Annotated in this window: 25 protein-coding genes, 1 tRNA gene and 2 riboswitches; of the genes, 14 read left to right on the top strand and 12 right to left on the bottom strand. The window is 50.0% G+C overall.

The features are described 5' to 3' along the window. Positions 1-424 precede the first annotated feature (424 nt). From guaB to QW71_RS22065, 9 genes are all read left to right on the top strand, one after another. On the top strand, positions 425-1,882 hold the full coding sequence (gene guaB / locus QW71_RS22030; RefSeq protein ID WP_039303893.1) for an IMP dehydrogenase: 1,458 nt from the start codon (positions 425-427) through the stop codon (positions 1,880-1,882). 165 nt (positions 1,883-2,047) lie between these two features. Then, positions 2,048-3,406: a D-alanyl-D-alanine carboxypeptidase family protein gene (locus tag QW71_RS22035; RefSeq protein ID WP_047013915.1), complete on the top strand. Its 1,359-nt coding sequence runs from the start codon at positions 2,048-2,050 to the stop codon at positions 3,404-3,406. 118 nt (positions 3,407-3,524) lie between these two features. Continuing rightward, positions 3,525-4,406: a pyridoxal 5'-phosphate synthase lyase subunit PdxS gene (gene pdxS / locus QW71_RS22040; RefSeq protein ID WP_039303826.1), complete on the top strand. Its 882-nt coding sequence runs from the start codon at positions 3,525-3,527 to the stop codon at positions 4,404-4,406. Positions 4,407-4,424: 18 nt separating this feature from the next. Further along, positions 4,425-5,009, top strand: coding sequence for a pyridoxal 5'-phosphate synthase glutaminase subunit PdxT (gene pdxT, locus QW71_RS22045; protein ID WP_039303828.1), 585 nt, complete (start codon positions 4,425-4,427; stop codon positions 5,007-5,009). Between the two features lie 90 nt (positions 5,010-5,099). Further along, positions 5,100-6,389 carry a serine--tRNA ligase gene (gene serS, locus QW71_RS22050; RefSeq protein ID WP_039303833.1) on the top strand — a complete coding sequence of 430 codons (1,290 nt, stop codon included), beginning with the start codon at positions 5,100-5,102 and terminating at the stop codon, positions 6,387-6,389. Positions 6,390-6,454: 65 nt separating this feature from the next. Further along, positions 6,455-6,543: transfer RNA gene (locus QW71_RS22055), tRNA-Ser, on the top strand. A 157-nt stretch (positions 6,544-6,700) separates the two neighbouring features. After that, the gene (locus QW71_RS22060; RefSeq protein ID WP_039303835.1) at positions 6,701-7,042 is read left to right on the top strand and encodes a hypothetical protein; all 342 of its coding nucleotides are present in this window, start codon (positions 6,701-6,703) and stop codon (positions 7,040-7,042) included. A 12-nt stretch (positions 7,043-7,054) separates the two neighbouring features. After that, positions 7,055-7,207 carry a small acid-soluble spore protein P gene (locus tag QW71_RS39125; RefSeq protein ID WP_042132708.1) on the top strand — a complete coding sequence of 51 codons (153 nt, stop codon included), beginning with the start codon at positions 7,055-7,057 and terminating at the stop codon, positions 7,205-7,207. Between the two features lie 103 nt (positions 7,208-7,310). After that, complete coding sequence (locus tag QW71_RS22065) at positions 7,311-8,399, top strand: DUF6612 family protein (RefSeq protein ID WP_039303839.1); 1,089 nt, start codon at positions 7,311-7,313, stop codon at positions 8,397-8,399. 92 nt (positions 8,400-8,491) lie between these two features. Here QW71_RS22065 and QW71_RS22070 read toward each other — a convergent pair whose 3' ends face one another. Beyond that, on the bottom strand, positions 8,492-9,058 hold the full coding sequence (locus QW71_RS22070; protein WP_039303840.1) for a GNAT family N-acetyltransferase: 567 nt from the start codon (positions 9,056-9,058) through the stop codon (positions 8,492-8,494). A 47-nt stretch (positions 9,059-9,105) separates the two neighbouring features. Then, positions 9,106-9,609: a tRNA adenosine(34) deaminase TadA gene (tadA, locus tag QW71_RS22075; protein WP_268794628.1), complete on the bottom strand. Its 504-nt coding sequence runs from the start codon at positions 9,607-9,609 to the stop codon at positions 9,106-9,108. Between the two features lie 308 nt (positions 9,610-9,917). Here tadA and QW71_RS22080 point away from each other — a divergent pair, with 308 nt between their 5' ends. Further along, positions 9,918-12,230: an ATP-binding protein gene (locus QW71_RS22080; protein WP_039303848.1), complete on the top strand. Its 2,313-nt coding sequence runs from the start codon at positions 9,918-9,920 to the stop codon at positions 12,228-12,230. 5 nt (positions 12,231-12,235) lie between these two features. Then, positions 12,236-12,937: a 23S rRNA pseudouridine(2604) synthase RluF gene (rluF, locus tag QW71_RS22085; protein WP_039303894.1), complete on the top strand. Its 702-nt coding sequence runs from the start codon at positions 12,236-12,238 to the stop codon at positions 12,935-12,937. Between the two features lie 99 nt (positions 12,938-13,036). Here rluF and motB read toward each other — a convergent pair whose 3' ends face one another. Further along, complete coding sequence (gene motB, locus QW71_RS22090; RefSeq protein WP_039303852.1) at positions 13,037-13,855, bottom strand: flagellar motor protein MotB; 819 nt, start codon at positions 13,853-13,855, stop codon at positions 13,037-13,039. Beyond that, positions 13,839-14,639, bottom strand: a complete 801-nt coding sequence (motA, locus tag QW71_RS22095) for a flagellar motor stator protein MotA (protein WP_039303855.1) — start codon at positions 14,637-14,639, stop codon at positions 13,839-13,841. The genes motB and motA overlap by 17 nt, the downstream gene beginning before the upstream one ends. Before the next feature lie 205 nt (positions 14,640-14,844). Between motA and QW71_RS22100 the strand changes: the two genes are divergently transcribed. Together QW71_RS22100 and QW71_RS22105 are read left to right on the top strand one after the other, a co-directional pair. Continuing rightward, positions 14,845-15,138 carry a hypothetical protein gene (locus QW71_RS22100; RefSeq protein ID WP_039303858.1) on the top strand — a complete coding sequence of 98 codons (294 nt, stop codon included), beginning with the start codon at positions 14,845-14,847 and terminating at the stop codon, positions 15,136-15,138. A gap of 212 nt (positions 15,139-15,350) precedes the next feature. Beyond that, entirely contained in the window at positions 15,351-15,626 is a 276-nt protein-coding gene (locus tag QW71_RS22105; protein WP_039303861.1) for a 4a-hydroxytetrahydrobiopterin dehydratase, read from the top strand. Between the two features lie 107 nt (positions 15,627-15,733). Here the strand turns inward: QW71_RS22105 and QW71_RS22110 are convergent, their stop codons facing one another. The 6 genes from QW71_RS22110 to QW71_RS22135 all read right to left on the bottom strand — a co-directional run bounded on the left by QW71_RS22110 (position 15,734) and on the right by QW71_RS22135 (position 21,676). Beyond that, positions 15,734-16,090 (bottom strand): cytochrome c, encoded by a 357-nt coding sequence (locus tag QW71_RS22110; RefSeq protein ID WP_039303895.1) that lies wholly within the window; start codon positions 16,088-16,090, stop codon positions 15,734-15,736. Between the two features lie 126 nt (positions 16,091-16,216). Then, positions 16,217-16,702, bottom strand: a complete 486-nt coding sequence (locus QW71_RS22115; RefSeq protein ID WP_039303863.1) for a GNAT family N-acetyltransferase — start codon at positions 16,700-16,702, stop codon at positions 16,217-16,219. Between the two features lie 247 nt (positions 16,703-16,949). Next, complete coding sequence (locus QW71_RS22120) at positions 16,950-17,441, bottom strand: C40 family peptidase (RefSeq protein ID WP_039303865.1); 492 nt, start codon at positions 17,439-17,441, stop codon at positions 16,950-16,952. A 5-nt stretch (positions 17,442-17,446) separates the two neighbouring features. After that, a riboswitch (cyclic di-AMP (ydaO/yuaA leader) is annotated at positions 17,447-17,590 on the bottom strand. A 387-nt stretch (positions 17,591-17,977) separates the two neighbouring features. Then, positions 17,978-18,406: a C40 family peptidase gene (locus QW71_RS22125; protein WP_047013916.1), complete on the bottom strand. Its 429-nt coding sequence runs from the start codon at positions 18,404-18,406 to the stop codon at positions 17,978-17,980. 57 nt (positions 18,407-18,463) lie between these two features. Then, a riboswitch (cyclic di-AMP (ydaO/yuaA leader) is annotated at positions 18,464-18,602 on the bottom strand. 216 nt (positions 18,603-18,818) lie between these two features. Next, the gene (locus QW71_RS22130; protein ID WP_152679829.1) at positions 18,819-19,616 is read right to left on the bottom strand and encodes a hypothetical protein; all 798 of its coding nucleotides are present in this window, start codon (positions 19,614-19,616) and stop codon (positions 18,819-18,821) included. A 44-nt stretch (positions 19,617-19,660) separates the two neighbouring features. After that, on the bottom strand, positions 19,661-21,676 hold the full coding sequence (locus tag QW71_RS22135) for a M1 family aminopeptidase (protein ID WP_039303871.1): 2,016 nt from the start codon (positions 21,674-21,676) through the stop codon (positions 19,661-19,663). 104 nt (positions 21,677-21,780) lie between these two features. Between QW71_RS22135 and QW71_RS22140 the strand changes: the two genes are divergently transcribed. After that, a complete protein-coding gene (locus QW71_RS22140; RefSeq protein WP_039303874.1) occupies positions 21,781-22,287 on the top strand; it encodes a YwhD family protein in 507 nt (168 codons plus the stop codon). A gap of 93 nt (positions 22,288-22,380) precedes the next feature. Here QW71_RS22140 and QW71_RS22145 read toward each other — a convergent pair whose 3' ends face one another. Continuing rightward, positions 22,381-22,860 (bottom strand): AbrB/MazE/SpoVT family DNA-binding domain-containing protein, encoded by a 480-nt coding sequence (locus QW71_RS22145; protein WP_039303876.1) that lies wholly within the window; start codon positions 22,858-22,860, stop codon positions 22,381-22,383. A 270-nt stretch (positions 22,861-23,130) separates the two neighbouring features. Continuing rightward, positions 23,131-23,811 carry a DNA-3-methyladenine glycosylase gene (locus tag QW71_RS22150; protein ID WP_047013914.1) on the bottom strand — a complete coding sequence of 227 codons (681 nt, stop codon included), beginning with the start codon at positions 23,809-23,811 and terminating at the stop codon, positions 23,131-23,133. Positions 23,812-23,899 lie beyond the last annotated feature (88 nt).

Below are 23,899 nucleotides of genomic sequence, written 5' to 3' on the forward strand. Positions count from 1 at the left end.
ACCGAAGGGTCCTGGGAGAGTAGGACGCCGCCAAGCACATGAGCCATTGTTGAGCAATCGACAATGGCTTTTTTGTATACTTTTATACATCGACAATGTATAGACGTTAGGGTGTTAAATTATGGATTATTATATAATTTGTCCACTGCACACGGACTTTAGTCCAAGAATTCGCTTACCCGGAGCAAGATTTCTTAATACCTTATCAGAAGATGTAATATTCTTGACAGGCCAAAAGCCCTTTGCTAAGATAGCTCTAATATATTTTTGGACAAGCATCTCAAACCTTAACTGAAGACACTATTATGTATAACTCCCAAGCCTTTACCGCTGTCTATCCGGTATGGACTTGAAGCAGGAGTTTTTTTATTCATAAGTTAGCAGGCAGGTGGAGAAAAGAATATTTCGAGGAGGAATGACCCAGGTGTGGGAAGATAAGTTTGGTAAAGAAGGATTCACTTTTGATGATGTGCTGCTGGTTCCGCGTAAATCCGAGGTACTGCCTAAGGAAGTGGACTTAACCACTGTACTTAGCAAGAATGTGAAGCTGAACATCCCTTTGATGAGTGCAGGTATGGATACAGTCACGGAAGCAGCTATGGCGATTGCTATTGCCCGTGAGGGTGGGATCGGCATCATTCATAAGAATATGTCCGTGGAGCAGCAGGCGGAAGAGGTGGACCGTGTGAAGCGCTCCGAGAGCGGCGTTATTACCAATCCATTCTCACTTACGCCAGACCACTGGGTATCCGATGCTGAAGTTCTGATGGGTAAATACCGCATTTCAGGTGTACCTATCGTAGATGAAGGCGGTAAGCTTGTTGGTATTCTGACTAACCGTGATTTGCGATTTATCCACGATTTCAATATTCAGATCAAAGAAGTTATGACTCATGAGAATCTGGTTACCGCTGCTGTAGGTACAACCCTTCAGGAAGCGAAAGGCATCCTTCAACGTCACAAGATTGAGAAGCTGCCGCTGGTGGATGAGCACAATATTCTTAAAGGTCTCATTACTATTAAAGATATAGAGAAAGCTATCCAGTTCCCTAACGGGGCCAAGGATGCTCAAGGCCGTCTGCTTGTTGGAGCTGCAATCGGTATTTCTAAGGATACATTTGAACGCACAGAGGCATTGGTAAAAGCTGGTGTTGACCTAATCACAGTAGATTCGGCACACGGACACCATATTAATATTATCGACGCGGTCCGCCAGCTGCGCGAATTGTATCCTGATCTTACTATTGTGGCCGGTAATGTAGCTACAGGTGAAGCTACCCGTGAATTGATTGAAGCCGGAGCATCCGTAGTTAAGGTCGGTATTGGACCCGGATCGATTTGTACAACCCGTGTAATTGCAGGTATCGGCGTTCCTCAGGTTACAGCAATCTATGATTGTGCAACGGTTGCCCGTGAATACGGGATTCCAGTTATTGCTGACGGGGGAATTAAGTACTCCGGAGAGATCACCAAGGCAATTGCTGCCGGAGCCGCTGCAGTGATGATGGGCAGCTTGTTCGCCGGTACGGAAGAGAGCCCTGGGGAGTCGGAAATTTATCAGGGACGTAAATACAAGGTATACCGCGGAATGGGCAGCATGAGCGCCATGAAGCAGGGCAGTAAAGACCGTTACTTCCAGGATGATGATAAGAAGCTCGTTCCTGAAGGGATTGAGGGCCGGGTTGCATTTAAAGGGCCGTTGTCCGATACTGTTCATCAACTGATCGGCGGATTGCGCTCAGGTATGGGTTACTGCGGTACGAAGACATTAGAGGAACTGCGTAACGATACCTCATTTATCCGTATCACAGGTGCGGGACTTCGTGAAAGTCACCCGCATGATGTGCAGATTACCAAAGAAGCGCCGAACTATTCCCTGTAAACCGGGAAGAATCGCATATTTTTGCGGACAGGCAGGACTAAATTCGTCCTGCCTGTCTTTTTTTGCAGATACCCCTGTGTTAGAATAGAACAAGCACTGATCTGAGGATTAAAGGAGAGTTAATCATTGAAGTACAAGCGGAAACTAAGTAGTAAGCAACTTGTGATGAAGACAGCGACAGTAGGTCTGCTTTTAAATATGCTAGCATTCCCGGCAGCGTCTGCCATGGCAGAGGCGGTAAGTACACCGGCTACAACTGAGGCTGGGACTCCATCGACAGCGGCAACACCTGCCAAAACGGCAGTAACCAAGGTTCCAAGCGTGGAGTCACTGGGACTGAATGTAAAATCTGCAGTATTGATTGAGCCTACTACAGGCGAGGTCCTGATGTCGCTCAATGCCGATCAGCCTATGCCTCCAGCGAGTATGACCAAGATGATGACAGAATATCTGGTTACCGAAGCCGTAAATAGCGGCCAGCTATCCTGGGACGAGAAGGTTATTGTACAGGAGAATGCATCTAAGCAGACCGGATCGCGGATTTATCTGGCTGCAGGTGATGAACATACGGTTAAAGAACTGTACATAGCGATGGCGGTAGGTTCTGCTAATGATGCCACAGTAGCTTTGGCGGAGCTGGTCTCGGGTTCGGAGCAGCAATTCGTAACACTGATGAACGAGACTGCCCAGAAGATGGGCATGAAGACCGCTTTCTTCATTAACTCCACCGGACTTGACCGGGCGGACATGCCGGAGAAATTCCGTCCGCAGGCTGAAGGCGAAACGGTCATGTCTGCAATGGATGCAGCCATTCTTGCCAAAAATATTGTAACGGATCATCCGGACTTCACTGAATTTACAACGATCCAATCCTATAAATTCCGTGAGCGTGACACCAAACCGATGATTAACTATAACTGGATGCTGGAAGCCAACAAGGATATTGCTAACTTCAAAGCCTATGCTTATCCGGGTCTCGACGGATTGAAGACTGGACACACCTCCAAAGCCGGCAACTGCTTCACAGGTACTGCTGTGCGTGACGGCATGCGTCTAATCAGCGTAGTTATGGGAGCTGACTCTGAAGCACACCGTTTCACGGAAACGAAGAAGGTGCTTGATTTCGGCTTCAACAATTTCGAGATTAAGCAGGTGGTAGCGCCTAAGGCTGTCATCGCCGGTACTGAAACGGTGCCTGTACTCAAAGGCAAGAATAAGGATGTACCTGTTGTGACGGATGCGGGAGTTACGTTCATGGTACCAAAGGGTACGGTTTCTCCACAGATCAAAACTACAGTGGTGACGAACGACCCGGCAACCTTGATCGCGCCGATTGCCGGAGCCAGCAAAGTAGGTAAGGTCACTTATACCTACCAGATCGAAGGAATGTCTCAGGTTCAGGAGAAGACGGTTAACCTGATTACTGCCGAAGAAGCAGAGAAGGCTGGCTGGTTCAAACTGCTGATGAGAGCAATCGGAGAATTTTTTGGCGACCTGTTTACAGGAATTAAGAACTTGTTCTAACCGCACGGCAGTCTAATGCCAGCATTACGACAAAATCCCAGTAAATAGGTTGTATATATCACCGCCTTGCGGTAGAATTACAAGTTAGATTAGGTTAGATCATTCGGGAGGCTTAGACATGGAAACAGGAACATCGCGAGTTAAAAGAGGCATGGCAGAAATGCAAAAAGGTGGCGTCATTATGGACGTCATGAATGCAGAGCAGGCAAAAATTGCTGAGGCAGCGGGCGCAGTAGCCGTTATGGCTCTGGAACGTGTACCTTCCGATATCCGCGCAGCGGGTGGTGTAGCACGTATGGCCGATCCTACTATTGTAGAAGAGGTTATCAAGGTAGTGAGCATTCCTGTTATGGCTAAAGCCCGTATTGGCCATTATGTAGAAGCCAAGGTTCTTGAATCCCTCGGTGTTGACTATCTGGATGAGAGCGAAGTGCTCACGCCGGCAGATGAAGTGTTCCATATCAATAAACGTGAATTCACCGTTCCTTTTGTATGCGGAGCCAAGGATCTTGGGGAAGCCCTGCGCCGGATTAACGAAGGAGCTTCGATGATCCGTACCAAGGGTGAGCCGGGAACCGGCAACATCGTTGAAGCCGTCCGCCACATGCGCTACATAAACAGTCAAATCCGCAAAGTGACTAACCTCTCGCTTGATGAGCTTTATAATGAAGCCAAGACACTGGGTGTTCCTTATGAGCTGCTGCTGGAGGTTCATCAGCTTGGCAAGCTGCCTGTCGTTAACTTCGCTGCCGGCGGTGTAGCTACGCCTGCGGATGCCGCGCTCATGATGCATCTTGGTGCTGACGGCGTGTTTGTCGGCTCCGGGATCTTCAAGTCCGACAACCCTGAGAAATTCGCCCGTGCCATTGTAGAAGCGACCACCCACTTTACAGACTACAAGCTGATTGCTGAAGTGTCGAAGAACCTTGGCGCCCCGATGAAGGGGATTGATATTGCCACTTTGACTCCGGCTGAACGTATGTCGGAACGCGGCCGTTAATAGAGAGAAGGCTTCCGGATGAGAATAGGAGTGTTGGCGCTGCAGGGCGCTGTAACAGAGCATATTGTCAGTATTGAGAAGACAGGTGCGCAGGGTCTGCCTATCAAGCGTGTAGAGCAGCTGGAAGAGGTAGAGGGACTGATTATTCCCGGCGGCGAGAGCACGACCATCGGCAAACTGATGCGCAAATATGGCTTTATAGAAGCTATACGTGAGTTTGCGGGTCAAGGCAAGCCGATTTTTGGTACCTGCGCCGGTATGATTGTCCTGGCCAAGCACATTGCCGGAGGCGAACCCGGTCATCTGGAGCTGATGGATATTACCGTTGCCCGGAATGCCTTTGGCCGCCAGCGGGAAAGCTTTGAATGTGATCTGGAGGTTAAAGGGATTGCTGAGCCGGTACGTGCGGTGTTTATCCGTGCTCCGCTCATTAACGAGGTGGGTCCGGATGTCGATGTGCTTACCATCTATAAGGATGAGATTGTAACTGCACGTCAGGGCAACCTGCTGGTATCCTCTTTTCACCCGGAACTGACTGATGATTACAGGCTGCATCAATATTTTGCCGACATGGTAGAGGACAGTATTGCAGCCAATCCATAGAACTGCATATAAGAACATCCTGACTCTTTCAAAGCTGTAAACAAATCAGCATTTTGAAAGAGTTTGGGCTGTTTTCAGGAGGGAAACTTTGTGTTAGATGTTAAAGTATTGCGTAGTGATTATGCCAGAGTAGAAGAGGCCCTTACTAAAAGAGGGAAGTCGCTCGATTTGATTGCCGGCTTCCCGCAGCTTGATCTGCGCCGCCGTGAGCTGCTTCAGGAAACAGAGGGACTTAAGAACCGCCGGAATACCGTATCCGGAGATGTAGCCAAGAAGAAGAAAAATGGAGAACCGGCGGATGATTTGATTGCAGAAATGCGTACGGTTTCCGACCGGATCAAAGAGCTGGACGATGAAGTACGCGAGCTCGAAGCTAAGATTGATGAATTGACCATGAGCATTCCGAACATTCCGCATGAATCGGTGCCGGTTGGAAAGTCCGAGGAAGACAATGTTGAAGTACGCCGCTGGTCGGAGCCCAGAGAGTTCGGATTCACTCCGAAATCACACTGGGAGCTGGCGCAGCAGCTGGATATCATTGATTTTGAAGCGGCAGCCAAGGTTACGGGTTCCCGGTTCGCCTTCTACAAAGGGCTGGGAGCAAGACTGGAGCGCGCTCTAATCAACTTCATGATGGATCTGCACAGCGGAGAGCATAACTATGAAGAGATGCTGCCTCCGTACATTGTCAACAAGGACAGCCTGTATGGAACAGGACAGCTGCCGAAGTTCGAAGAGGATTTGTTCAAGCTGCGTGATACAGAATATTATCTGATCCCTACAGCAGAAGTGCCTGTAACGAACTACTACCGTGAAGAGATTCTGACAGCTGGTGATCTGCCGAAGTACCATGTAGCCTACAGCTCTTGCTTCCGTTCGGAGGCCGGATCTGCGGGGCGTGATACCCGCGGTCTGATCCGCCAGCATCAGTTCAATAAGGTGGAGCTTGTGAAGCTTGCCAGTCCGGAGACCTCCTATGAGGAGCTGGAGAAGATGACAGCCGATGCTGAACGCGTCCTACAGCTCCTGGGACTGCCTTACCGCGTCCTGCTGCTGTGTACGGCAGATATGGGCTTCACATCGGCGAAGACGTATGACCTGGAGGTGTGGCTGCCGGAGAGCGGAATGTACCGCGAAATTTCCTCCTGCTCCAACACCGAGGATTTCCAGGCCCGCCGGGCCAATATCCGCTTCCGCAAAGAGCCCAAGTCCAAGCCGGAATTCGTGCATACGCTGAATGGTTCTGCGCTGGCCGTAGGCCGTACAGTAGCGGCTATTCTGGAGAATTACCAGCAGGAAGACGGCAGTGTTCTGATTCCGGAATGCCTGCAGCCGTATATGCGTAACGTGAAATCCATAAGCACACAAACTGCTCAATAATTATAGTTGCATATTATTTGGTTGGTGTGTTATAATTCCTAATGCATGTGAAATTTAGATGCATTGGAGAGGTACCGAAGCGGTCATAACGGGGCGGTCTTGAAAACCGTTAGGGTGCAAGCCCACATGGGTTCGAATCCCATCCTCTCCGCCATTCCTTTACACTCAAAGATTTGCAGATAGAAGCCGTCTCCTTATGGGGGACGGTTTTTTGTTGTATCCTGAGGATTCTTTTGAAATGAACCTGTCTCAAAGAGAATAAAAAGCTCTCTTTCTCGGCAATGTATTAGAGAAGGAGGATGATCATAAAGATGGACCGACAATTACAAGTAGATCAGCAGAGTCTGGTGTCTGCCTGGCAGGAGCGTCTGCCTGCACTGATGGAGGATGGGGACAGCTTCAGCGTGCAGGGGGATGCGGCGGACCAGAACAGTCTGCTTATTCATTTCAATGCATCCGGGCGTCAAGGGTATTCCCTCGATTTCCGCTGCACCTATGTGGATAGCCGCGAGGTTGCTGTGGATCTGCTCGATGCCGAGCAGGATGGACGCGTGGCGGACGAACGTACGGATGCCGTACAGCTTTTGGCGCAGCAGTATACCCGACAGATTCATGAATGCGCGCAGGCGCTTCAGGGCTTAACCAATCCATAGGAGGCGAACAAAGTGAGCAAACCAAAAAGCATGCCGGTACCCGGTGTACAGCAGGATAATCAGGGACCGCGCAAGGAACATCATTCATCAGGTCCTGAGCCGTTGTCCGGTTCAAAAAAGGTAAAACAAGCTAACCACGTTGACCATAATAATCCTCAGGGCTGACCCTAGCCGGAGATGAAAATGGAGAGAAATGTTTCTCATATTTGCCAAATGGTTTATCATTAGGGAGGGGAAAGAATTTTTCACATGGGAGAGGAGAACAATAATGAATAAAAAATGGGGGTTATCCGCTGCCGCATTGCTGCTCACCGCCGCAGTAATTCTGCCGGGGTGTGCAAAGAAAGAGGCGCCGAAAGAGGCACTGTCCGCTGCTGCAAATAAAGTTGCGGCGATGACATCGTATGAAATGAAGACGAAGCTTACCGTTAATGACCTGACGATCGACACAGGTACAAGTGAAGCTGATGCTACAACGGGTCAGATTCTCAGCATGCTTAAGAACGCAGAGCTTACGGTTGAAGGGGTCTACCAGGCAGAGCCGATGCAGACAGAGCTTACAATGGTTCTGAATCTGAAGGGGGATATGGCGATGTCCTTCACGGTTCCAATGGTAATGACAGCAGAGAAGTTGTATGTCAAAGTACCTTCCATTCCGTTCCTGCCGATTCCTGAGACGATTGTGAATAAATATGTAGAGCTGGATCTGAAGGAGCTGGCCGAGCAGGAGGGGGCTGAATTCAACCCTTCGGCTATGGACACGCAGAAAGTGCAGAAGCTGTCTAATGAAGTGATGAACACATTACTGGGTGAGTACGACGAAGAGAAGTACTTTAACGAAATCAAGCCTAAGGAAGCCGGCCTGCCTGAAGGGGTTGAAGCCAAACAGGTTGTCCAGTTCCAGGTAACGAATGATAATGTCAAAGAGGCGCTCACCATCCTGGTGAACAATGCGCTGCCTAAGATCATCGATATTCTCGGCAAGGATGAATACAAGGAACTGCTGAAGATCGATGCTGCCGACTTGGCTAAAGCGAAGGAAGAGCTGCAGTCCAGTGAAGCACGCGCTGAATTCGATAAGGATCTGGCTGAGCTGAACACGCATCTCACGATTAACCAGTTCCATCTCAACACGGCGATCAATGACGATAACTTCCCGGTGTATCAGGATATGCTTATGGATATCAAAGTGAATGATCCTGAACAAGGTGAGAATGTTGCTCTGTCTATGACCGCTAGCAATCAATACAGCAAGATCAATGAGAAACAAACCTTCCAGATCGGAATTCCGCAAGGCGAAGATGTGATTACACTGGAAGAGCTGCAGCAGCAGTTCGGAGCCACAGGCACTTATTAATAAATACTGCAGCAACACAGAAATCCCGTATAAGCGAACCTTCGCTCATACGGGATTTTTGTGCTGCTTGCCGGCGGCTCCGGCAGATCAGGCTATTGCTCCTGTGGAAGAAAATCTTCAGCCAGAATGGCGTAAGTGCGGTGGTCCTGCCATTCTCCGTTGATTTTGATGAAGCGGCGGGCAAGCCCTTCAGCCTGAAAGCCGTTCTTCTCCAGGACTCTGCGGGAGCCGTCATTATGAGGCAGGATAGCCGCCTGCAGCCTGTGAAGGCCGAGGGAGCGGAAGGCATAGCCCAGGATCAGATGCACCGCTGCGCTGGTATACCCTTTACCCTGCATATCATAATCAATAAAATATCCGATATCGGCAAATTGTCCGACACCCCGTACCACGTTAGAAATGGTAATCTGGCCAATCAGCTCGCCGCTGAGCAGATAGATGCCGAACATATAAGCACTATCCTGCCGGGCATCCAGGATGCGCTGGTTAATCAGCTGCCGCTGGCTCTCCAGGGTGAAGTAGTCATTGTCGCGGAGGGGTTCGAACTGCTGATGCTCCTTGCGGTTGCGGTGACGGAGGTTAAGCAGCGCTTCGGCATCCGTGAGCTTCAGCAAAGAGATATAGATTCCCTGCGGCGTATTGTACAGCTTAATAGACATGGATCGTCCTCCTGGTCAGAATAGAATGATATAGCTGATTCGTTTCATTAGAGCTTGGCGGGTCTTTGCCGCAGCCGGCGGAAGAACGAAGTCAGCAGCTCTGCGCATTCTTCCTGCAGCACACCCTGGATGACCTCTGTACGGTGGTTAAAACGCGATTCCTCCAGCAGGTTCATCAGAGTGCCTGCACAGCCGGCTTTGGGATCAGGAGTACCGTAGACAGTGAGCGGGACTCTGGCCTGCACCATGGCTCCTGCACACATGGGACAGGGCTCCAGGGTCACGTAGAGCTGGCAGTCGAGCAGACGCCAGGAATTAAGGGCCGTACTCGCTTCCCGGATGGCAACCATCTCCGCATGGGCAGTGGAATCGAGCGTGGTCTCACGCAGATTGTAGCCGCGCCCGATAATTTTACCTTCACGGACAACCACTGCCCCGATCGGCACTTCACCCAGTGCTTCTGCTTTGCGGGCTTCGCCTATTGCCTCGTTCATCCAATATTCATGAATTGCCCGCTCGTCTGGCGGCAACTCTTCAAGTCGTGTATTCAAGTTCATCTTCCCTTCTAAAATAGCCCCTTGTACAACGAACAAATATTCGTTCTTAACAAATTGTGGACAACTCTGTGGATAAAGCCCGACTTATGCACAAAATTGTACACATCGCGATTTAGCAAAATGTTTATATGTGCATAACCTGTGGATGGTTTCCTACTTATTGTAGAGAAAGTGTCTGAAGAATTCAATATGTTCCCCAGGTTATCCCTGTTTGAAATGTCTTTTCAAATGGAGAGGCAAAAGGTATGATAATTATGAATGCTCCGCTAGGATTTACCAGCGGTAAGAGGTGAACAATACGCTTGTCTATAAAAACGAAATTATCGGCTATTATTTTCGGCTCGGTACTCTTAATCCTGTCGCTGAATCTTACACTTAATCTATATGCCGTCCGGAATAATCTGCGTAATGAAAGTCTGAGTAATATGAAGATAACTGCCATGCAGATCGCTGTTTCGGTTGAGCAGAGCAGTTATAGTTCCAACTATGTGCAGCATAAAATTGCCCAGAACCTGAGGATGACCTCTATTCTGGCTTCACTTGAGCTTGATCCGGATATCAAGAATGTGGACAATAGGGAGCTGCAGGCCTTGGCTATCAAGCTGGGCGTGTCTAATATCTCGCTTCTGGTCAAGACTGATAATGATATTGTTGTAGCCAAGTCATCAGATCCCACAGAGATCGGACTCTCGACCAAAGGCATGGGGTACTGGTATGTGGCTTTTTTGGAGTTGTTTGCAGGCCAGCGGGTATCCGTTGACCAGGGGCAGACGATGGATAATTTCTGGTCCGGCCCTTTCGAATATTCAACCTCAAATCCGGAGTACATTGATAAATGGGGTTACTATTATGATGGCACCAGCAACTATATCATAGATCCTTATATCCGCAGTACTGCCGTAAGCGATTACGTCAAGATTATGGGACCTGACGAAATTATTCAGGACTCCAAAGCTGTGAATCCCGGTATCCTGGAGATCACAGGGTTTAATCCCAAAACGTTCGGATCGCCCAGCATGCTGCCCGATGGCAGTGACCCGGTCAATGTGAAGCTGCGCAACCGCCCTATTCATTATGGTACGTATACGTACGGCAACGTTGCACAGGATAAAGCGGCAATACGGGAAGCGATCAACGGGGGTGAGCCGGTAACGCTGTATACGGAGGTTCTGGGCAAAAGAGTGCTCAAGAGCTTCATTCCAATCAAACAGCCGGGAGCCGACGATTATGTAATTACTGTGGTTATGGATTACTCGCTGATCTCATCCGTAATTAAAGAGCAGCTGTTCAATAATATCACCACGTCCGTGCTGCTGCTTATTATCTTTTTCCTGGCCAGCTATATTATGGCCGGCTTCGTCACGCGGCCGATTCAGGATATACTGGCTAAGGTGAATGATGTGGCCAAGGGCAAATTCGAGCCTCCATTAAATGTTGAGAGCCGGGATGAGCTCGGACAGCTGGCCCACCGGATCAATGCGATGACCTCCCACCTGCTGCAGCACACGAACCGGCTGGGTCAGACGCTGGAAGAGAACCGGGCGGTTAAAGAGCATCTGGAGTCGGTAATTAACGGCACCTCGGATGCGATCCACACTGTGGATATGGATGGCAGGATTATAAGTACGAACAGGGCCTTTGAAGAGCTCTATGGATGGAGTGCAGCGGAAGCGCTGGTCAAGACGCCTTATCTGGTGCCGGCTACAGTACAGGAGCAGGAAGATGTCCGTTTGCGGCAGCTCAAGAACGGAATGTCTCTGCCGCCGGTAGAGACCGTACGACTGAAACGTGACGGCTCTATCGTAGAAGTCAGTGTGAGCACCTCGGTGATCCGGGATGAGGAAGGGCAGCCGCAGTCTTTTGTACATGTATCCCGTGATATGACTGAGCGCAACCGGATTGAAGAGCTGCTCAGACGCTCTGAGAAGCTGACTACGGTCGGCCAGCTGGCAGCAGGAGTTGCCCATGAGATCCGCAATCCCCTGACCACCTTGAGAGGGTTCCTGCAGCTGCAGCAGGAGAAGAAGGTTCTAGTCCCGCTCCATATTGATCTTATGCTCTCGGAGCTGGACCGGATCAATCTGATTGTAAGTGAGTTCCTGATCCTGGCCAAGCCGCAGGCCGTTCATTTTCAGTTGAGGGATCTGCGGCATATTGTCGGCGACGTGATCTCTCTGCTGGATAGCCAAGCCCATCTTTTTGGCATAGAGTTTGTAACGTATTTCTCGGATATGCCGGCTATGGTGCACTGTGAGGAGAACCAGCTGAAGCAGGTATTCATTAATGTAATCAAAAATGCGATTGAGGCTATGCCTGACGGAGGGACGATTACCCTGGAGGAGCAGCAGCAGAATAATTCTGTGGTTATTGTTGTTTCTGATGAAGGCGGAGGGGTTCCGGAGGATATGCTTCCTAAGCTGGGCGAGCCGTTCTTCACGAATAAAGAGTCAGGGACCGGGCTTGGACTAATGGTCAGCCAGCGTATTATACAAGCCCATAAGGGCAGTCTCGAGATCCGCAGTGAGTATGGACGGGGTGCGCAGGTGACCATTAAGCTGCCTGAAGCCGGGGAGAATAACCTTCCGTCAGGCATGTATATAGAACGGAGTGAATGACAGATATGAGAATTAATAAGTTCATCAGTGAGACAGGGTACTGTTCGCGCCGTGAAGCCGACAAGCTGGTTGAAGGAGGAAGAGTCACCATCAACGGTGAGCCCGCTCTGCTGGGCAGTCAGGCAGAAGCCGGAGATACGGTGCTGATCGACGGCAAACGCCTGGAAACAGGCAGCAGGATCGTTTACATCGCACTTAATAAGCCGGTAGGCATCACTTCTACAACAGAAGGCCATATTCAGGGCAATATTGTAGATTTCATTGGACATGAAGAGCGTATTTTCCCTATCGGCCGGCTCGACAAGGATTCTGAGGGATTAATTCTGCTGACAAATGACGGGGACATTGTGAACAAAATATTGCGTGCTGAAGGCAGACATGAGAAGGAGTACGTAGTTACCGTGGACAGGCCAGTCACGCAATCTTTCCTTACAGGCATGGCCACCGGGGTCAAGATTCTGGGCAGCAGAACGCTCCCTTGTGAGGTAACGCGGATAAGCGAGCGGGTATTCCGGATTATTCTTACCGAGGGCAAGAACCGGCAGATCCGCCGCATGTGCAGCGCGTTTGGCTATGAAGTGCGGCGTCTGCAGCGCATCCGGGTAATGAACATCCGGCTGGGCGCCCTGCAGACCGGGGAATGGCGTGATCTGTCACCGCAGGAGAAGCAGGAGCTTGGAGCGATGCTGAACTATGAGCTACAATAAGCTTTAAATAATAAGCAATCAAACAAAGAGCTGTTCCTGAAGGCCGAATAGTGGCCCGGGAACAGCTCTTATTACTTGATAAGCTATAATATATTCGCATTATTTACCGGGAGCGGCAACATCAGTTGTTTCTGTTGTTGCATCTTTGTATTTGCGGAGAACGGAAACTTCTACACGACGGTTCTTGGCGCGTCCGGCGGCAGTCGTATTCTCAGCGATGGGATGATATTCCCCGTATCCGATTGGACTGAACTTGACCGGGTCCAGATTGGGGTTAAGCAACAGGATTTTCATGAATTGAAGGGCACGGGCCACGCTAAGATCCCAGTTGGAGGAGTAGCTGCTATTAGAGATAGGAATATTATCCGTATGTCCCTGCACTAATATATCATAATCGGGAAACTGCTGCAGCATCGTCGAGATTGACTTGGCCAGCTGGCGGGAGTCATCCTTGACCATAGCCTGTCCCGAAGCAAATAAGGCGTTGTCGCTGATCGTAATCATTAACTGGGACTGATTCAGCTTCGTACTGAGCAAATCAGTCATTCCGTTATTCTTGATGTACTGATCGAATTGCTCCTTAAGCTTCTCCAGATCCTCCTGTTCTTTGGCACGAAGTTTGGAGATCTCGGCGGTGCCTGTATTTTTATCTAAAACACTATTCATTTTATCCTTATTGCCTTGGTCAAGTTGAGTACTCGTAGGTGAATCCGAGCGGAATTCCAATACGCCGCCACCGCCGCTGAGCGCTGAATTGAACGCTTGGGCCATTTGCTCAAACTTCTGGGCGTCCGTAGCACTCATGGCATACATAACCAGGAATAGAGCAACCAGCAGGGTCATCAGATCGGAATAGGGGAGCAGCCAGGATTCATCAGCATGCTCTTCGTGCTCCTCATGCCTAGTCTTTTTGCTCATTCGAGGCGCCCTCCTTCTCACTTAGCTTGGCCCGTTCGGACGGAGTAAGGAAGACGGAAAGCTTCTGATTGATAGCAATGGTGGAGACCCCGGACTGGATAGACAACAGACCTTCTACCATCATCAGGCGGACTTCAATCTCGCGTTTGGAAATCCGTTTTAACTTGTTGGCCATAGGGTGCCACATTACATAACCGGTGAATATCCCCAGGAGAGTAGCAATGAAGGCTCCGGCAATCGCGTGGGCCAGGACGTCCATATTACTCATATCCCCCAAGGCGGCAATCAGCCCGATAACAGCCCCGAGTACCCCCAGTGTAGGTGCGTACATCCCGGCTTGGGAGAAGATTAAGGCGCCGGCTTTATGTCTATCTTCTGTAGCATGAATATCTTCCATTAATACATCGCGGACAAATTCCTGGTCATTACCGTCGATAATCATCCGCATACCGTTTCTGAGGAAATTATCTTCAATTTCATCGACATTGGATTCCAGTGCAAGCAGTCCTTCACGGCGGGTGATGGATGCCCATTCCATAAACATTGTAATCAGTTCGGGCTTGCCGACCATCTTTTTCTTCACAAATAGGATCTTCAGCAGCTTAGGGAAATTCTTGACTTCCGACATGGGAAAGGCCATGAAGATTGAGGCGGCCGTACCAAGAAAGATAATTACGTAGGCTGCGGGGTTGTTCAAGCTTTCAAGTGGAGCATGCTTGAGTACCATCCCCCAGACTACTGCGATCAGACCAAAAACCAGTCCTAGTATTGTTGAAATTTCCATTTATGCACCTCGTCCATGAGAATTAAGAAGTGATCCGACTATACCGCGTTTATCATCCTTGAACCGCGGGAGGACACTCTGCACGTAACCAAATCACGTATATTCTTATTTATCGACAGCATTCCCTTTTTTGTGAAGTGATTTTTTCGGCTATAATGGATAAGGTAAGTTATTATTCATCAGCGAAGAAAACGGAGTGATTGATGTGGGAGTAAAGCATGGCAGAGATTACAGTGAAATTCTGGTTGAACTGACAGGCGCAGTCGGACGGATTTCCGACGGGTATATTTTTTTCGAAATGGAGCCAGAGGAGTGGGAGAACCTGCCGGAGGAGTCGAAGCTGGAGGTCTGGGAGGCGCTTGCGGAGGATCTGTTCTACGCACTGGGCAATGAGCCGGTGATTAAGGTCGGAAGCGGTGTTGTAATGTACGATAAAGAAACCCACCGCATCAATATTCTGCTCGGCGACGAGGATTTGGCGTCGGTCGTTCTGGTGTAGCCCGGAGGCAGCTGCGGAGCGGAGTTTGTCCCCAGGCATCAGCCCATGTTAAAATTGGGATGAGAAGTACTATTTGCCGGGATTTAAGAATACATTAAATCGAAAAAAATCTTTGGCCCGGCACATCCCTTGGACTTTAAGAAGCTGAGGGATGTTTTATTTGAAAGACAGGACTGCTGTGATATAGCTAATTAAGCAAGGGAGGAAACAAATTGCCATTTACAGAGGAAGAACTGCGGGAGCAGATCGGCAAGCTGGAAGGCTGGAAACTGGAACAGGATATTATGGTGCGCAAATATATGTTCAATGAATATATGAAGGGGATTGCTTTTGTGGATGAGGTTGCTGCGATCTCGGAAGCGTTCGACCATCACCCGCACATCACCATTGATTACAAGACCGTTATCCTGCGTCTGCCTGTAGATGTGGAGAAGCTGGATATACGCCAGGCCAATGAAATTAACGAGGCTTTTGAGAAAAACCGTTAGAGGACAAGATCCTTATGGAAATGACAGTACCGCCTGATCCATAAAAATGCCCGTGCAGGGATACCAAGGTATCCTTTGCAGCGGGCATTTTACCTTTGGGCATGTTATTATTTCTTCTCGGCCAGCCATAACGCGACATTCGCAATTTCCTCAGGGGCTAGTTTGTCTTTGAAGGAAGGCATCTGCCCGCGGCCTTTGGTCACAATGCTGTAAATCTGCGCCGCGTCATGCTGTGCGCCCTCCTGCTGCAGGTTCGGCCCTACACCGCCCTGAAGCTGATCCCCGTGGCAGGTGATGCAGTTGGCTTTCACCAGGGCCTCCGCGCTGGTTGCGTCCAGCACAACCTCAGGCATTGTAGGTTTGTTCTCTTCAGCCACCTCGGCTTTGCCGGGCAGGGTAAACATTAAGACCACGGCAAAGGCACAGGCGGCAAAAAACAAACCGCTCATGATCCATTTCTGCATCTGCATCCGTCCCTCCATGTAAGCTGCTTCCTTCATTATACTGGATGGTGAAGCGTTATCATAGTATTTGTGTCAAAAAAATGAACGAAACTCCTGGAAAATTTGCAAACATACAGAAGTGGAATGCTATTTCTCATAGACCATACAATAAAATGGTTTATCGCCAGTTGGAGTTCTGCGTTCATAAGTATCCGTTATGGTAAATCCGCATTTCTGGTAAGCACGGATGGCCCGCTGATTCCACGTCAGTACCTCCAAATCGATCTCCCGTTCCGGATAACGCTGCAGAGCCGCCTGAACGATGGCCTTCATGAAGAGATGTCCCATGCCATGACCGCACAGATCGGGCCGCATGCCGATTCCGAGCCGGACTACACCCTCCATAGGGAACAGCTGGGCGAAGCCGCACAGGATTCCCTGTCCGTTCACGACGGAAACGTATTGCTCGCTGCGCAGCTGCGGATCACCGAATTCAACACCGAGCGCCTGCATCTGCTCCCAGGGCATCCAGCCGTAAATATTATACGGGGGCCTATAGTTCCACTCACAGATCTCAGCAGCATGCTGCGACTCCATAGGAACAACATAAAAAGTTACCGGGGAACTTATCATAAGCGGAGGCCTCCTTTCAAGGGAACATTACTTCATTCTATAAATATTATATACAAAACGAGCCGGATTCGACGCAAAAACCTTGCAGAAAGACCGGAACTTGACAAACGCCAATAAATATTTTATGAAAGAGCGAAATTGATGTTTTACAAATATAGAGCGGGGTAAGTAATTTTATAGACAAAAAAATAAGCCCTCCTCCAAGATTTCGGCAAAAATCCTGGAAAAGCGCTTATATTAGGACAAATTATTGCACATCGTCATTGTCTTCGGAATCCGCAGCCACAGTCTTGTAAGCATCTGTACTCATAATCCGTTTGGCGCCAACGTAGCGGTTGACGTAGTAGCTGTCACTCAGGGAACTGATGGTTACACCACGCGAGGAAGAAGCATGTGCGAACTCACCGTCACCAACATAAATACCGACATGGGAAATGCCTTTGCCGCTTGTATTGAAGAATACAAGATCGCCCGGTCTCATCTCATCGCGGGATACAGCAGTACCCATCTCATATTGGGAGCCGGATTGGTGAGGCAGGTTAATGCCGATCTTATCAAAAACATACATTGTAAATCCGGAGCAATCAAAACCGTTCGTGGATACACCGCCGGATACGTATTTGGTCCCGATGGCTTTGTCGATAACTTTATCCATTTTGGAATCCGCGAAAGCGCTTCCTGCTCCAATGGTGAAGATGATGGAAAAGCTTAGTACTGCGGCTGCTAGCTTCTTCTTCAAAAGTAAATACCCCTTCCAAATGCCTACGAGGTTAGCTTAAGGGTTCGGTTGAAGGTCCCCTATGACCCCTCTTAGAATAGGAGGTCAATTCACCCAAAGTTGGTTCCCCCGTTTCCCTAAATCTTTAGGGAACTCGGCACGACTGTTGATTAGGATTAGCTGTTATTCAATACATGACAAAACCTTTGTTAAAAGCGATTCAATAATTACAAAAATGTTACTAAAAGCTCACTGCGATAATTGTAGCAAAGACTAAGGCGCTTGGCAATCACTTATAACATATTAATGCATTTTTTTTGCGTTTTTTAGAGTTATAGCTGCATAGAAAGACTCATATTTACGCAGCGGGTGAGCTATTGATGAATTTTTCTTTGGATTTGGGATAAAAAGGTGTTTCAGGGCCTGCAGATGAGTGTAAAAGGTAGAATAAGGAAAAGGAAAAACCCGGAAATGATTACGGCAATAATCAAAACCGGGCTCGTATAAGTTACATTTAGATGTTAGAGGTACAAATATTCGAGGAAATGTTCAAGGGTTCAATCGTAAGCGACAGCTTGATAGGCTGTTGTGCTCATCACTCTTTTAGCGCCAACGTAGCGGTTGGCCCAGTATGCCTGACTCAGCGAACTGATGGTTACACCACGCGAAGTGGAGGATTGTGCGAATTTTCCATTGCCGACATAAATACCGACATGGGAAACTCCGTTGCCCAGGGTATTGAAGAATACCAAATCACCGGAACGCAAATTACTCTTGGATACGGCTGTTCCAACGCTGAACTGTGCCTTAGAGGTGCGCGGCAAGGTAAGGCCGATACTCTTGAATACGTATTTGGTGAATCCGGAACAATCAAAGCCGCTGGTGCTGGTGCCCCCGGTTTTATATGACGTTCCAATGGTTTTTGAGATCACAGTATCCATTTTGGAATCTGCGAAAGCGCTGCCCGCTCCAAGTGTAAATACCATCACAAGACCCAGCGCTGCTGCGGTGCATTTCTTCTTAAAGTTCTGACTTCTCAAAAGATGTACTCCTTCCAAGGCCTGCGAGGTTAGCTTAAGGATTCGGTAGAAGGTTCCCCTATGACCCCTCTAAAGCGAGATCAATTCACCCAAAATATGGTTCCCCCACTCCCCGGTGCTGGGAATTCGGCGTTTTGTGCACCAGAATAGTGACATATCGACATAAGGTTAAAGGCTCGGTTACATAGCTGCTTAATTCCATTTGAAAGATTACAAATTTGTTACTAGTAGTACAGGCATCATTGTACCAAAGGATTTAAAGTTTTGCAAATGCACTTATCGCAGCTGTAAACAAAAAAGAGTCATGCACCTCACCAGAGGGGCGATGACTCTTTTAGTATGCCGTTTTGGCGGCCAATTATTGTGGAAATGATTTACTGGACCAGAGATGATACTGCGCGGCTATGCCCCACATTTTGAATAGAGTGGATGGCAGGGGGGCTGCCTGGCGCAGGAGCAGGGCCGGGAGGCCGGGGCAGAAGAGCGCCGCAGCGCCGCAGAGGATCAGCGTCACCAGACTTCCTGCGCCCATAATGACGGATATCCCGATGGAGTGCAGAAGGACCTTCAGACAGATCAGCAGCGAAGTGAACATGCCCGTGCCGGCGGTATAACCGAACTGCATATACAGCAGCAGCTTGCGGATAAGGAAGAGATAGATGAGCCAGCCCAGCACATAAGGCACGAGCGTCAGCAGCTGCGGATAATCGAGAATGCCGTTCAGAAGCAGACGGTACATCTTCGGCAGCAGCCAATAGAGCGGCAGTAGGGCCAGCGCCCATTCAACGAGACTGAACAGCAGGACAGGCAGCCCGTAACGCTTCATCCCGGGAAAAAAGAACAGTCCGCGCTCCCCGGCGCGCTCCTGGTGAAGCTCGTGCAGCAGGCCCGCCCGGATAAAGGGGGAGAGGAGCAGCCGCAACACAGTCAGTGCCAGGAGCAGCCATAGCCATTGCCGGACGTCCGGGTCCGTGTGCAGCGCAGCCTGCCCCTCAATGTAATAGAGCAGCCTGCCTATGCTACTGCCGCCGGCATCCGCATCCGGATACCGCAGCAGTACCGGAACGACGGCGCTTTTAATGAATTTATACATGAAGTAGCCCCAGAACAGCCGGTAGATAAATAGCAGAATCAGAATATAAAATTGCTCTTTCATGCTGTGCCAACCGCGGGTTATCCAAATTTTCACAATCCTTCACCTCACCAGACAAGAGTTCCGAGCAGGGTTTCAAGCAGTGTCGTCGCACTGAGCGTCCAGCGGGAAAGAGTATTGTGCTCAAGCTCCGCCATTCTGAAATTATTGAGATGCTTGCTCTCCAGCAGTATGGAATGCCCCGGATCAATCTCGGCGGAGACCAGAGGTGCTTTATACGATAATTCAAACGATGTTGTCTTCCCTTCGCCGTTCCAGTATTGCTGTACCGAGTACCCGTCCGAGAAAATGAATTTTACAGGGACATCCCCATAATGGCTGCCCTTGTTGCTTACCTCAACTACCGCATCATATTGAATGCCCGCTCCGTTGCCGCCGCCCCGTTTGGCCGTGAGCCTGATGTCGTCTACTGCAAAATCAGGGGCACCGCCGCTGTAGACATACTGGTCAAAATAAGTCTGCCAGGATTGCTTGGTCACATTCTCCACAATCTTCTGGAAGTCAGCGGTCGAGGGATGCTTGAAGCGGTATTTACGGGCATAGGCAGCGAGAATGGCATCCATGTTCTTGGCTCCTGCTAACCGTTCGATGTCACGGAGCACCAGCTTGCCCCGGATATAGACATTGCGCGTGTAGGCGTCATCTCCGGTGTATTTCCAGGTCTCCAGATTGAGCGGCTGCGAAGAGGAGACCAGACTGGACTGCAGCGGGAGGCTTGAGGCAACGCCATATTCCTGCTCCATCAGCCGGTCTTCGGCATATGAGGTGAAGCTCTCGTCCAGCCACGCCTCCTCGAATTCATTGCTGGCAACCATACCATAGAAATACTGGTGACCGATCTCATGGATCACGGTCCGCTCAAGCGAAGTGCCGGGTGATGCCTCGGCAGCACCGAAGGCAGTGATCAGCGTCGGATATTCCATCCCCCCGGCCCCATTGCCAGACTCAGGCGGGACAACAATGGATAAGGTGGAGTAAGGATAAGGGCCGTACCATTTGCTGAAGGCGGTCAGGGCAGCCTCTGCGGCCTGGAAATAGCGCTCCTGAAGATCCTTATGCAGCGGGTCCAGATAGAGCTTGATCTTTACTCCGGGCACCTGCGGCGCGGAGAAGGCCTTCTCCGCAACCACAAAATCCGGCGATGCCGCCCAGGCAAAGTCATGAACATCATCTGCGTAGAACTGATAGATTTTGCGGTCCTGCACCAGCCGCGCGTTCTTCACCGGAAATCCGGTGGCGGCAACCTTGTAATCGGACGGGACGGAGATGGTTACATTGTAAATACCGAAGTCACTGTAGAACTCGGATGTGCCATGGTACTGATGCAGGTTCCAGCCTTCTTCCTGTGCTCCCCTTGTGCCTGCAGGCTCGTAGACGCTGAGCTTGGGAAACCACTGGCCGGCCATGACGAAGTTGCCGGCGGTTCCCATACGGGCGAATATTTTCGGCAGCTTGACCTCAAACTGGAGTTTGAGTGTTACGCTCTCACCACCGTTTACCGGCTGGGGCAGGTGGACCTTAAGCAGGGTCTTGTCATTCACATTGCCGTCGTCAGGCTGCACATACTGGGTGCGCTGCATTAGCGAAATACCCTCGGAGGTCCGCAGATCCGTCAGCGTCAGGCTGCCGTATCCGCCCGCAGGCATGGAGTCGCCCCGGAGCGTTCCTCCGGATTCCTTCATAAAGGTTGTATTGCCGGAAGCGAATGCATTGGGGTAAAGGTGAAAATAGAGCTCTTGGACCGGTTTTTTGCCCGGATGGGTCCAGGTCATCGTTTCGGAAGCTGTTAAGGTTCCCGTATCGGCCAGCAGTTGAACATCCATGTGATATTCCACCACACGCTGGCTTAAAACCTCCGACACTGGAGGCGGAGTGATCTCCGGAAGAGTGGACTGCACAATTTGCTGCTGCGGCAGGACGGCGGGGGCCTTGGCCTCTTTTGGGGCAGAGGCAGTCCATACGGCAGGGCTGTGCCCTGAAAGAAACCATATTCCGCCTCCAAGCAAGGTGAGAACAGCCAGAGCTGCGAAGATGAGGGTATACCTTAATGAATGTGGCTTCATACTGTGATTCCTCCCGTGACAAGCATCTACGGGATGTATATGTTTGCAATCGGCGCATTATTAGCTAAAATTAAATAATTAGTGAATGGAAAGGGTGTGCACTTGTGGATAACGTACAACCAGAGGGCAAAAAGCAGATTGCCTTGAATATTGTGAATGCCAAGAGTAAGCATAAAGGCTTCGGCGCAGGCTCCATTGATCTGGGTAATGTATCGCCTGTTATTATTGATCAAGGTATCGCCGTTATCGATATCGGTGCCATGCATGCCAAGAGCAAAGTGGAGAAGGGGATTAAATTCTCCGTGAACCGTGAGGATGTTCCGGAAGGAAGACAGGTCTGGGTGGTCTGGGTCGCTGTGGACCGTACACCGGAGGGCCAGTTCTACGGCGGAATTACCGCCTGTGAGATGTGGATCGATTCCGAAGCCCGCCGGGGCTGGAAGATTCTTGCCGATCATGTCAATAAGCTGGATGCTGCCCTGAAACGGAAGATTATTGTGGAGGGACTTGGGTCTACGGAGCGGGAAGCGCTGAAATCACTGCTGATCGCCCATAATGAAGAGTGGTGGGCCGCTTCGCCTGACGAGCTGAAAGCGGCATTGTCGGAGTAGTAAGCTGAACGGACATGCATATCAAAAAATAAGGCTTGGCTCTCTGTTTGCAGAGGGCCAAGCCTTATGTATAAGATGATGGGATATGCACTGCTACGGAGTCACTCTGCCGGCAGTATTTAGCTTGCGCTTCAACTGGCTTACTCTGGCCTGGCTGATTCCGAGCACCTCGGCAAGCTCCTTCTGGTTGGCATAGGGGTGGTCCTCCATCGCTTTCTCCAGCCGCTGGCTCATTTCCTCCGTCTTCGTTCTCCGTCCACTGCGGACAGGTTCGGCGTTCTCCTCTGCAGGGCCTGGAGAGATTGTGATCTCTTCAGATCCGCGCCCGGGGTCGCTCAGCTCTTTGAGGCAGGTATTGCAAATGAATTGATCCTTATAATAGGTTACATGATCAAGGCTTCTGCAAAATGTGCATTCTGTGGAGGTGTACTTTCTGAGGACGATAATTTCCTCATTCAGAATAAAAAACTCGATGGGATCCCCAATGTCAATATTTCGTGTCATGCGGATTTCTACGGGAACCACAATTCTACCAAGACTGTCTAAACTCCGGATCATGCCTGTATCTTTCATCCCATGTCCCTCATTTACATCTTTATATTTTTTGTGGATATCTCTGATTATAGCAGTAATTGTAAGTTTAGAGAACGGGGAAAGCGCATACAAATTATGTTGTTTCTTGTCGCTTATACGGGAAATGGCCCGTTTTACGGCGTAGGAGAGGGTCCGGGGCCAAAAAAATATAAAACCTCTCCCTTCGGGTAATCCCAAGGGAGAGGTTTATTAGGGTTCTCTATTTTTTACCCAAATTAGCACAGCCGAAACAGCGGAATGAAACTATCTTCAGTTGAGGATAACCGGCTGCGCATCCGTGTTGCTGACTGAGACATAGGGATTGCCCCGGAGATAGAAACGCCAAGGCTTCAGCGCGTATTCTTCTGCATAGGGAATATTGATGCGCGGAGCCTGGACAATATCCAGAGATTCCGGGGCTTCACCTTGCTCCAGCCATATTGGCCCCCCGCGGAGATCAAGCCTGGCCATGTTGAGGCTTTTGTCTATCCTCAGTGCCCGGCACAGCTTGCCCGGGCCGCCGGACAGATCAGAAGGCTTCCGGACAGCAATTCCCCGGTATGCAGCCATAAGCTCCGCGTCTCTGGCGGTAAGCGGCTCCACTGCACGGATCAGGACCGCATGCGGTTCGTCTTCAGCAGCGGTAACCACATTGAAGCAATAGTGCATCCCGTAGATCAGGTATACATACGTAGCGCCTCCGGCGCTGAACATTACTTCTGTACGGGTTGTCCGCCGCCCTCCGTAGGCATGACTCCCTTTGTCTTCAGCGCCGCCGTAGCCTTCAGTCTCCACAATACGGCAGCGGATATCACCGTCTTCGGTGCGCCGGACGAGATGCTGGCCCAGGAGGCGCGGAGCTGCGTCTACTGCCGTAAGCGCATAGAGTTCAGGCGGCAGCAGCCGCTGCGGGGCGGAATGGTCCGGTCCGCCTGAAGAATTCAGCTTCATGAATGGTTGACACCTTCCTGCGGCGGACTAACGCTTAAGAGAGCGCCTTGCCGGGCTCATCCCATCGTAACGCAAGTCTCCGGCAGCA

Origin of the sequence: Paenibacillus sp. IHB B 3415, from assembly GCF_000802655.2 — a bacterium.
GTDB lineage: Bacteria > Bacillota > Bacilli > Paenibacillales > Paenibacillaceae > Paenibacillus_AQ > Paenibacillus_AQ phytohabitans.

What these genes read in the sequence shown, in the direction of transcription:
- QW71_RS22115 (WP_039303863.1), bottom strand. Translation starts at nt 16,702, where the DNA reads ATGATAAGTTCCCCGGTAACTTTTTATGTTGTTCCTATGGAGTCGCAG.
- pdxT (WP_039303828.1), top strand. Translation starts at nt 4,425, where the DNA reads ATGAGAATAGGAGTGTTGGCGCTGCAGGGCGCTGTAACAGAGCATATT.
- QW71_RS22130 (WP_152679829.1), bottom strand. Translation starts at nt 19,616, where the DNA reads ATGAAAGAGCAATTTTATATTCTGATTCTGCTATTTATCTACCGGCTG.
- QW71_RS22065 (WP_039303839.1), top strand. Translation starts at nt 7,311, where the DNA reads ATGAATAAAAAATGGGGGTTATCCGCTGCCGCATTGCTGCTCACCGCC.
- rluF (WP_039303894.1), top strand. Translation starts at nt 12,236, where the DNA reads ATGAGAATTAATAAGTTCATCAGTGAGACAGGGTACTGTTCGCGCCGT.
- QW71_RS22150 (WP_047013914.1), bottom strand. Translation starts at nt 23,811, where the DNA reads ATGAAGCTGAATTCTTCAGGCGGACCGGACCATTCCGCCCCGCAGCGG.
- QW71_RS22035 (WP_047013915.1), top strand. Translation starts at nt 2,048, where the DNA reads ATGAAGACAGCGACAGTAGGTCTGCTTTTAAATATGCTAGCATTCCCG.
- QW71_RS22145 (WP_039303876.1), bottom strand. Translation starts at nt 22,860, where the DNA reads ATGAAAGATACAGGCATGATCCGGAGTTTAGACAGTCTTGGTAGAATT.
- QW71_RS22070 (WP_039303840.1), bottom strand. Translation starts at nt 9,058, where the DNA reads ATGTCTATTAAGCTGTACAATACGCCGCAGGGAATCTATATCTCTTTG.
- pdxS (WP_039303826.1), top strand. Translation starts at nt 3,525, where the DNA reads ATGGAAACAGGAACATCGCGAGTTAAAAGAGGCATGGCAGAAATGCAA.
- motB (WP_039303852.1), bottom strand. Translation starts at nt 13,855, where the DNA reads ATGAGCAAAAAGACTAGGCATGAGGAGCACGAAGAGCATGCTGATGAA.
- motA (WP_039303855.1), bottom strand. Translation starts at nt 14,639, where the DNA reads ATGGAAATTTCAACAATACTAGGACTGGTTTTTGGTCTGATCGCAGTA.
- QW71_RS22110 (WP_039303895.1), bottom strand. Translation starts at nt 16,090, where the DNA reads ATGCAGAAATGGATCATGAGCGGTTTGTTTTTTGCCGCCTGTGCCTTT.
- QW71_RS22060 (WP_039303835.1), top strand. Translation starts at nt 6,701, where the DNA reads ATGGACCGACAATTACAAGTAGATCAGCAGAGTCTGGTGTCTGCCTGG.
- QW71_RS22135 (WP_039303871.1), bottom strand. Translation starts at nt 21,676, where the DNA reads ATGAAGCCACATTCATTAAGGTATACCCTCATCTTCGCAGCTCTGGCT.
- QW71_RS22125 (WP_047013916.1), bottom strand. Translation starts at nt 18,406, where the DNA reads ATGGTATTTACACTTGGAGCGGGCAGCGCTTTCGCAGATTCCAAAATG.